Genomic DNA, 9,480 nt, shown 5'->3' on the forward strand with positions numbered 1-9,480 from the left:
GTGGCAAGGGTGGCACCTCAAGCGCCCCCACGTCCGGCGACAACGGAGGAACGCTCGTGCTGGTGAACGGTGCTGGCGGCGGCGGCGGTGGCGCCGCGGGCTCCATCCACCTGCGCAGTGTTCGCTCCTGCGTCCTGAACGACGCCGTGCTCAGCCCTGCCCCTACGGGTGGCTGTCCCACCCCCGCCCCCTGACGTGTCGGGTTGGCCACGGGTCACGTCATCAGCCGCGAGGTTTCAGGGGAGAAGGGACGACAGGTAAGCTGCGGAGCCATGTATCGGCTCTGCCTGTTGGGATGTGTGTTGATGCTGGCCGCCTGCGGGGAGAAAGCCCCTGACGAAGGCGCCATCCGAGTGTCCGTGACCTACGGCACCTTCAAGCCCGCGTGCGTGCGCGTGGAGGCGAAGGACGCGAAGGGGCACCAGGAGGCCACGGACATCCCTGCCAGCGCGTTCAAGAACCCGGAGAAGCAAGAGGTCCTGGTCGCGGTGCGCCGCAAAGCGGACTGGGACACGGCGCTGAGCCTCACGGTGTCGTCGTTCACGGAGGCCACGGGCGACCGGTGCGCGGGCGAGGTCGTGGAGACGCGCTCCAGCGAGCAGCCCGTGGTCGTCCCCGCGAAGGCGTTCGCCCGGTGGGACCTCCGGCTCTCCGCCGAGGACAGCGACAAGGACGAGCACCTCACGGGTGCCACCTGGAGGAAGCAGCCCGACTGCGACGACTTGAACGCGGACATCCACCCTGGCGCCACCGAGACCTGCGGCGGCACGGTGGACCTCAACTGCAATGAACTGGTGGGCTGCCAGGAGGCGAACTGCTACGGCACGCCATGCGACGACGGCGATGCGTGCACGCTGAACGACCGCTGTGTGGGCACGGGCCGCGAGGCGCGGTGTGCCCCCGAGAGCACGAAGACCTGTCCCCAGCCTGGCGGCGCGTGCCAGCCACGTCAGGAGTGCAAGCCCGAGACAGGCATGTGCGAGACCGTCAGCTCCCCCGCGGGCCAGCCCTGCGACGACGGCAACAAGTGCACGAACGCAGACAAGTGCGACGCCAACGGGACGTGCTCGGGCACCCCGCTGTCTTGCACCACCACGGAGCAGTGCCTGGCGGCCCAGGGCACCTGCAACACGAGCACGGGCGCCTGTGAATTCACTCCGAGCCCCAACACGACTCCCTGCCAGGACACCGAGAGGTGCACCGAGCCGGACCTCTGTGATGGGAACGGCCACTGCGTGGGAACGCCCAAGGTCTGCACGCCGCCGCTGTGCCAGCGGGTCAAGCAGGTCTGCTCGGCCACGAGCGACTGCGAGTTCGAGCCCGACGTCAACGGCCTCTGCACGACTTCGGGAGGAGTTCCCGGTGTGTGCCAGGCGGACCTCTCGTGCAGCCCGTTCCCCTACCGGCCCTACAACTTCGATCCGACGACCATCGCGGCCGCGGACATCGGTGAGCTCAAGACCAGCGCTGACATCACGTTCAACACCGCCGACAAGAGCTGGAACCCCACGAGTGCCATCTCCACCGCGGCATCGCTCAAGATTGTGTCGATGCCGCAGCAGAACGGGAATCCGCCCGTGCTGCTCATCCCGGTGAAGACACTCGAGCTGAGTGGGACTCTGCGAATCACTGGCTCCTCCCCTGTCATCCTGGCGGTCTATGGCGACGCGAACGTCAGCCAGTCCATCCTGGCCTCGGGCAGCATCATGAATCCCACCGCGGCTTGCGGCGCCTCCCAGGGCGGGAACGGCACGTACGGCGGAAAGACTGGCGGTGGCGGTGGCGGCGCTGGCAATGGCACGCCTGGCGTTAACGGAGGAGCGGGCTACAACAACAGCCAAAGGTTTGGCGCTGCGGGAACATCCCGGCCCACCGGGGCCGAGCCCCTCCTGGGAGGCTGCCCGGGCGGCAACGGTGGCGGCAATGGTTCCGCCACTCCCGGCACGGGTGGAGCCGGAGGCGGCGCCATCCAGTTGTCGGTCGCACGCAATCTGACGATTTCGAAAGCCGTCGGCGCGAGTGGCTTCGGTGGACAGAGAGGCGTTGGAGGGGGCGCGGGCGGGGGCGGTAGCGGCGGCCGGGTGGTGCTCGAAGCCTTCCAGCTGACGCTCCATGCGAGTGCCCGCGTCACTGCCAATGGCGGCGGTGGTGGCAGGGGTGGCAGCAGTACAAACAATGACGGCGTGGATGGAGCCAATGGCAGCGAGGACTCAGCGAACCCAGCCGCTGGCGGCGACAGCGGGAATGACACAGGAGGAAGCGGCGGCGCTGGCGGGGCCGGCACGGCAGGTCCCGTCAAAGGCTCTGACGGAATCAAGGACGCCTTCAATACCGAAGGCAGCGGCGGCGGAGGCGGCGGCGCCGCGGGCTCCATCCACCTGCGCAGCGTCCAGTCCTGTTCCCTCGCGATTGGGCACCTCATCAGCCCTCCGGCCTCAGGTGGTTGCACGGCCCCCTGACCCGCCTCCCGCCTGGAATTCCAGCAATGGAGGGCTGACGGGTACAGTGCGGCACCATGCGTCTGTTCTGTCTATTGACCTGCGTGGTGCTGCTGTCCGCCTGCCGCATGAAGGAGCCCGCCGAGGGCGTGCTTCGCGTGACCGTGAAGTACCCGTCCTACCGACCCCAGTGCCTACGCGTAGAGATAGGTGACGGGAGCAATCGGGTGGGAACAGACCTTCCCTCCGACCAGCTCAAGGGGCCTGACGCGAAGGAAGTTCAGGTCGCGATGGTCCGCAAGGCGGCGTGGGGCGATCGGCTGAACGTGACGGTGACTTCATTCTCTGCCTTCAACGGCAATCAATGTGCGGGGGCACTCGTGGAGGTCCACGAGGACCGTGCGTTGGATGCACCGCCCGGCAAGTCCATCGACTGGACCGTCACCTTGCTGGCTGCGGACCGGGATGGCGACGGCTTCGTCGCGAGTGTTTCCGGCACGGAATTGCCCGACTGTGATGACTCCCGCTCGGACATCTACCCGGGGGCCATTGAAATGTGCACCGCGGATATCGACTCCGACTGCGATGGCCACAAATCCTGCGAGGACAGCGACTGCTTGGAAAAGCCCTGCATCGATGGCGACGTCTGCCATGATCCAGGTTCCTGCAATGGCAGCGGTGCATGCATTGGCATACCCACACCTTGCCCGGCCAAGGATTGCACTCAGGTAGCGGGCTGCACGCGTAACTCGTCCTGCCTTTACTCACCCGATCCGGCACAACTCAACCAGCCTTGCGGCGAAGACGGGTCTGGGATTCCGCATGTTTGCCGTGCCGATGGCCAATGCGTCACGTTTCCCTTTGTCCCGAGCAACTTCGATCCGAACAGCATCCCAAGCCAGGAGATTGGTGAACTGCGAACCACCGGGGCCGTGGTGTTCGACACGAGCGTCGGCACCTGGGCGCCCGCTGGCGCTGGCCCAGATACGGGAGACTTCACCATCAAAACTCTGCCCCAGTCTGGAGACGCCCCCGAAATCCTTCTCATTCCCGTGCGGACCCTGGCCCTGGGCGGCGAACTGCGCATTGTAGGCAGCCGCCCGGTCATCTTCGCGGTGTATGGGGATGCGACCCTGAGCCATGACATCCTGGCCAGTGGGCGCATCGTGAACGGAGCGCCGGTTCCCGGAACCGGGGGCAATCGAGCATGCGCAGCGTCGCAGGGCAAGATGGGGACGAGACAAGTTTACTCGGACGAATCCGGGGGTGAAGCCAGGCTACAAATCCTGGGCGGAGGTGGAGGCGGCGCGGGCGGTGCAACGATTGGAGCGCTTGGCGGCAGCACCTCAAACACCTCGACCACGGGGGGTGACATGGGGGTCCAGCAGGCATCGGCCATCTCGCCACTCTTTGGGGGATGCGCGGGAGGCAATGGAGTTAGCCAGACTGGCTCCGGTGGCGCTGGTGGTGGCGCCATTCAGCTCTCCGTAGCCAGGACGCTGACCATTCGGAAGGTCGTTTCGGTGAGTGGCGGAGGTGGCCTGGGTGGCTTGGCGTCCACCACGATGTCCGATCCTTGGACAAGGGTAGCTTTCGCGAATGGGGGCGGTGGCGGCGGAAGCGGAGGTCGCATCGTCCTGGAAGCATTCCAGGTGAATCTGACCTCCGATGCGCGTCTCACAGCCAACGGCGGCGGTGGCGGTGAAGGTGGCACTGCTGACTTCAGCATCGATCAAGACGGAGCCAACGGCGCGAATGGCAGCGAGACCCGTGGCGTTCCTGCCACCGGCGGCTCAGGAGCGAGCGCCACAGGTGGTGCGGGTGGCGAAGGCGGTGCGTCGAACCTTCCTGTGAAGGGCGCCGGAGGAGGTTTGTCTGGAGGCGGAGGCGGCGGGGGCGGCGGGGGCGCCGCAGGCTCCATCAACCTGCGCAGCGTCCAGCCCTGTGTCATCAATGCCTCATCCGTGATCAGTCCCGCACCCACGGGTGGCTGCGCACCCCTCTGACCCGGCCGGAGGGCAACCAGCCCAGCACCCCCGCTGTGAAGTTTCACACACTTGATGTGAAATCATGTACGGTATGTTTCGCCTGTCGCACGACGCGCGGGCGAAACACATCTCAGGGGGAATCACATCATATGAATGGCAAGCAAGTGCTGCGTCGCGGCGCGGTGGTGGGCTTTGGCTTCTTCGCGCTGATGGGCTGTGGGGGCCCGGATGTCGCGATCCAGGAGCCGGAGCTCGGCAACGTCGAGCAGGGCGTCGTCGTGTCGACCAACGGCAGCTTTGAGAACAACAACATCGGCAATTTCAACTACGTGGTCCTCAACGCCGGGAGCACGGCGCTGCCGGGCTGGACCATCACCAGCGGAATCAAGGTGATGAAGAACACGTACAAGGCGGCGCAGAGCGGCATCCAGTCCATCGACCTCAACGGCCTGGGCGCGGGCTCCTTGTACCAGGACGTCCCCACCGTCGTCGGCGGCGGCTACACGGTGTCCTTCTACGTGTCCAACAGCCCCACCTGCACCACCGTGTCCCGGTCGGCCACCCTCAACTACGGCCCGAGCACCGCCAGCTTCTCCAACAGCTCCGGGACGTGGTCGACGTTCCCGCGCACCTACGTGTTCAACGCCACCAGCACCGTCTCGCGGATCGAGCTCATCAGCACCTCCGGTGGCGTCGGCTGCGGTCTGGCCATCGACAACCTCACGGTGACCGGACCGTGATGACGCAGCCCGTCCGCTGATCCGTGCGGGCCCCGGGCCGCCGCTCCCCTACCCGTGGGGCGGCGGCCCTATCAGCGACTGGACGGTGGACCGTGGGTCGCCGGATCGCCCTGTTCCACCTCACAGGCGCAGCATCCGGTTCTGACCTGCTTGGAGGGCAGCAGTCAGTGCAATGGCACCACCCGCCAAGCCATCCACACCCAAGGTGAACGAACCTGGAGTGCGCTTCGCCTGTCATTGAACACAGGCGAAACACATCTCAACGGGAATCACATCACATGAATGCCAACCCCATGCTGCGTCTTGGCACCCTGGTGGGCTTTGGCCTCTTCACGCTGGCGGGCTGGGGGGTCCGGACTCCGCGCGCTCCGAGCCGGAGCTGAGCAGCGTCGAGCAGGGCATCAACGTCGCCACCAACGACAGCTTCGAGACCCACGCCATTGGCGCGTCCAACTCCGTCATCCTCAACCCGTCCAGCAACGCGCTGCCGGGCTGGACCATCACGTCCGCCATCCACGCGGATCCAGTTCACCAGCACGTCGAGGTTCACCGACTGCGGTCTGGCCATCGACAACTTCACGGTGACCGGGCCGTGAACCGCGCGAGCGCCTGGTTGCCCTCCAGACGCCCGCCGTTCATCGATGCACGTTTCATCACGGGCTCCGCTCTGCGCACTGGCCATCGCTCGGCGAAACCCCGAAGTTCCATCCCCCAGCAGTGGCCTCCATTCTTGAAGGCGCGCATGGGCGTGGAGGCACATGGGCGCGGCGGACGACATCCTGCGAGGCGGTGGCGCGTGTGGCGCCCTGCTGCGGCAGGTGGACTGGGCGAGGACGTCCCTGGGCCCCGTGGAGACCTGGCCCCAGTCGCTGCGCACGGCCGTCAGCATCGTGCTCGCGTCCGACTATCCGCTCTACGTCGCGTGGGGTCCGGAGTTCGTCCAGTTCTACAACGACGCGTACCGGCCCATCTGCGGACGCACGAAGCACCCCGCTGCCCTGGGGCAGGCAGCGGCCGTCACCTGGCCGGAGGTCTGGCACATGCTCGGCCCCGGCTGGGAGCGCATGCGCCAGACCGGCGAGGCCATCTTCGTCAATGACCTGATGATGCCGCTCGACCGCAACGGCTTCGTCGAGGAGTGCTACTTCACCTACAGCCACTCGCCCGTGCGCGACGAGTCCGGCGACGTGGCGGGCATCTTCGCGGCGCTCACGGAGACCACCGGACAGGTGGTGGGTACGCGGCGGCTGGACATGCTGCGCGAACTGGGTGCCTCCACCGCGGACCGGGCCACCACGGACGACGCCTGTCGCGAGGCCATACGAGTCATCGCCGCTGCGCCGCTCGACGTGCCCTTCGCCCTGCTCTACCTGGTGGATGACGCCACTGGCACCGCGCGGCTCGCCGGGACGAGCGGGATGGCGGCGGGGGATGCGCTCGCTCCCGAGTCGATTCCCCTCCCGGACAGCACGGGTCAGGCGCGCGCGGACTGGCCCCTGGGCGACGCCGCGAGCACCCGCGCGGCCTTCCTCTGGGAGAGGCTGCCAGGGGAGACAGGCACCGTCGCGGTGGGGCCGTGGCCGGAGGGAACGGCCTCCGCATGGGTGCAGCCCCTTCCGCGCGCGGGGCATGCGCGGCCCGCGGGCTTCCTGGTGACGGGGCTGAGCCGCAGGCTGGCACTGGATGAGAAGTACCGGGGCTTCCTGGAGCTGCTGGCCCGGGGCGTGACGACGGCCATCTCCCAGGCCCGCGCCCGCGAGGAGGAGCGCCGCCGCGTGGAGGCGCTGGCCGCGTTGGATCGCGCGAAGACGGACTTCTTCAGCAACGTGAGCCACGAGTTCCGCACTCCGCTGGCGCTGATGCTGGGGCCGGTGGAGGACGGCCTCCAGGATCCGCTGGAGCCGCTCGGTCCCCGGCAGCTCGAACGGCAGCGGACGGTGCACCGCAATGGCTTGCGGCTGCTCAAGCTCGTCAACACGCTGCTGGAGTTCTCCCGCATCGAAGCGGGCCGCCTGCACGCGACCGCGGTGCCCACCGACCTCGCCGCGCTCACCCGCGGGCTCGCCAGCGGCTTCCGCTCCACCGTGGAGCGCGCGGGCCTGACGCTCGACGTGGACTGTCCCCCGCTGCCGCACCCCGTGAAGGTGGATCCGGATCAGTGGGAGAAGATCGTCCTCAACCTCATCTCCAACGCGTTCAAGTTCACGCACCAGGGCGGCATCCGCGTGAGCCTGCGCTGGCGCGGAACGCAGGTGGAGCTGCGCGTGGCGGACACCGGCACGGGCATTCCACCGGAGGAGCTGCCGCTCATCTTCGACCGCTTCCACCGAGTGCAGGGCGCGCAGGGACGCAGCTACGAGGGCAGCGGCATCGGGCTCGCGCTGGTGCGGGAGCTGGTTCGCCTGCATGGCGGCGACGTGCAGGCGGAGAGCCGCCCCGGCCAGGGCAGCACCTTCACGGTGACGCTGCCCGCGGAGGCGTCCTCCCTGGCTGACGCTCCACGGGAGACGGCGGCGTCCACGTCCGAGCGCGTCCCGACGAGCGCGACCGCCGCGACGTTCCTGGAGGAGGCGTCCGGCTGGTTGGGGCCGGAGGGCACGCCGGCCATGCTCGCGGTCGACGCGGCCCCCGCGCCCCTCATGAGGACCGTGGGCGGCCATGTCCTGTTCGCGGACGACAACGCGGACATGCGCGCGTATGTGCACTCGCTGCTCGCGGACCGCTTCGAGGTGACGCTCGCGGCGAATGGACTGGAGGCACTGGAGTCGTGCCGGGCCCGGATGCCGGACCTCGTCATCAGCGACGTGATGATGCCGGAGCTGGATGGCTTCGGGCTCCTGCGGCGGCTGCGCGAGGACCCGACGACGGTGCACGTGCCCGTCATCCTGTTGTCCGCGCGCGCCGGCGAGGAGGCCACGGTGGAGGGCCTGCGCATGGGCGCCACCGACTACCTGGTGAAGCCGTTCTCCGCGCGGGAGCTGCTGGCGCGCGTGGAGGGGAATCTCGCGGCGGCACGGGCGCGCAGGGAGCAGCGCCTGGCGGAGCGGGAGCGCGAGAAGCTGATTGCCGTGGTGGAGCAGTCCTCGGACCTCATCGGCATTGGAGGACCGGACGGACGGGCGCTGTTCGTCAACGAGGCGGGCCAGCGGATGCTGGGACTGGAGGGGCCGGAGGCGGTGCGGAGCACGCACCTGTTCGACTACTTCCTGGAGGAGGACCGCGCCTACGTGCGCGACGTCATCCTGCCCAGGCTGCGCGAGCACGGGCGCTGGGACGGAGAGTTCCGCCTCCGCCACTTCCGCACCGGAGCGGCGATCCCCGTCCACTACAACTTCTTCACGCTGCGCGATGCCGCGACGGGCGAGGACATGGGCATCGCCACGGTGAGCCGCGACATCACCGAACGCCACCGGCGCGAGGCGGAGGCGCGGGAGCAGCGGGAGTTCGAGCAGCAGCTCATCGGCATCGTCAGCCACGACCTGCGCAATCCGCTCAACGCCATCCTCCTGTCGGCGAACGCCCTGCTCCAGCGCGATGACCTGGGGGAGCGCGCGACAAAGAACACCGGCCGCATCATCAGCAGCGCCGAGCGCGCCAACCGCCTCATCCGCGACCTGCTGGACGTGACCCAGGCGAGGCTGGGCGGAGGGCTGCCGGTGCAGCGGCGCCGCATGGACTTCCACGAGGCCACGCGCCACGCGCTGGAGGAGGTCCAGGTGGCGTTCCCGGAGCGGCAGGTGGTCCTGGATCAGCAGGGCGACGGCCTGGGCTCGTGGGACGAGGAGCGTCTGGGCCAGGTGGTTCAGAACCTGGTCACCAACGCCCTTCGCTACGGCGAGCCGGGCTCCACGGTGCGGGTGTCCACTCGCGAGGAGGGGGACGACCTCGTCCTGGAAGTCCACAACCGGGGCCGGCCCATTCCGCCGGAGATGCTGCCCACCCTCTTCCAGGCCATGCGGCGCGGCCACCATGACGAAGGCCGCTCGTCACGCAGCGTGGGGCTGGGGCTCTACATCGTGCAGCAGGTGGCGCGGGCGCACGGAGGCCACGTGAGCGCGACCTCCAGCGAAGAGGCCGGAACGACGTTCACGGTCCGCATGCCGAGGGAAGCGCCCCCCGCCTACGACACCGTGTCCTGAAGCCCTATTCGTCCGCCCGGAGCGCGATGGCCGGCGTCACGCGCAGCGCGCGGCGGGCGGGCAACCCACTGGCCACGAGCGCCACCGCGCCCAGCAGCAGGGGCACGCCTCCGAACGTCAGGGCGTCCAGCGCGCCCACGCCGTAGAGCATCCCCGCGAGGCCGCGCGCGAGCAC

6 protein-coding genes are annotated in these 9,480 nt (G+C 68.4%); 5 read left to right on the forward strand and 1 reads right to left on the reverse strand.

The window, feature by feature from the left end:
- The 4 genes from D7Y11_RS44680 to D7Y11_RS39395 all read left to right on the forward strand — a co-directional run.
- Positions 1–194 (forward strand): hypothetical protein (locus D7Y11_RS44680; RefSeq protein ID WP_233607544.1); only part of this gene is annotated, 194 nt, incomplete at its 5' end.
- 78 nt (positions 195–272) lie between these two features.
- On the forward strand, positions 273–2,459 hold the full coding sequence (locus tag D7Y11_RS45275; RefSeq protein ID WP_126936252.1) for a putative metal-binding motif-containing protein: 2,187 nt from the start codon (positions 273–275) through the stop codon (positions 2,457–2,459).
- 56 nt (positions 2,460–2,515) lie between these two features.
- Positions 2,516–4,444, forward strand: a complete 1,929-nt coding sequence (locus D7Y11_RS39390) for a putative metal-binding motif-containing protein (RefSeq protein ID WP_126936253.1) — start codon at positions 2,516–2,518, stop codon at positions 4,442–4,444.
- 131 nt (positions 4,445–4,575) lie between these two features.
- Positions 4,576–5,166 (forward strand): DUF642 domain-containing protein, encoded by a 591-nt coding sequence (locus tag D7Y11_RS39395; protein WP_126936254.1) that lies wholly within the window; start codon positions 4,576–4,578, stop codon positions 5,164–5,166.
- Between the two features lie 330 nt (positions 5,167–5,496).
- Here the strand turns inward: D7Y11_RS39395 and D7Y11_RS39400 are convergent, their stop codons facing one another.
- Positions 5,497–5,679 carry a hypothetical protein gene (locus D7Y11_RS39400; protein WP_126936255.1) on the reverse strand — a complete coding sequence of 61 codons (183 nt, stop codon included), beginning with the start codon at positions 5,677–5,679 and terminating at the stop codon, positions 5,497–5,499.
- Between the two features lie 245 nt (positions 5,680–5,924).
- On the opposite strand from D7Y11_RS39400, the gene D7Y11_RS44695 reads away from it, so the two are divergent.
- On the forward strand, positions 5,925–9,305 hold the full coding sequence (locus D7Y11_RS44695) for an ATP-binding protein (protein WP_126936256.1): 3,381 nt from the start codon (positions 5,925–5,927) through the stop codon (positions 9,303–9,305).
- Positions 9,306–9,480: the final 175 nt, after the last annotated feature.

Source organism: Corallococcus sp. AB018 (assembly GCF_003986945.1).
GTDB classification, from domain to species: Bacteria; Myxococcota; Myxococcia; order Myxococcales; family Myxococcaceae; genus Corallococcus; species Corallococcus exiguus.

Excerpts from the sequence above, each read along its gene's own strand:
- D7Y11_RS44695 (WP_126936256.1), top strand. The coding sequence starts at position 5,925 with ATGGGCGCGGCGGACGACATCCTGCGAGGCGGTGGCGCGTGTGGCGCC.
- D7Y11_RS45275 (WP_126936252.1), top strand. The coding sequence starts at position 273 with ATGTATCGGCTCTGCCTGTTGGGATGTGTGTTGATGCTGGCCGCCTGC.
- D7Y11_RS39400 (WP_126936255.1), bottom strand. The coding sequence starts at position 5,679 with ATGGCGGACGTGATGGTCCAGCCCGGCAGCGCGTTGCTGGACGGGTTG.
- D7Y11_RS39395 (WP_126936254.1), top strand. The coding sequence starts at position 4,576 with ATGAATGGCAAGCAAGTGCTGCGTCGCGGCGCGGTGGTGGGCTTTGGC.
- D7Y11_RS39390 (WP_126936253.1), top strand. The coding sequence starts at position 2,516 with ATGCGTCTGTTCTGTCTATTGACCTGCGTGGTGCTGCTGTCCGCCTGC.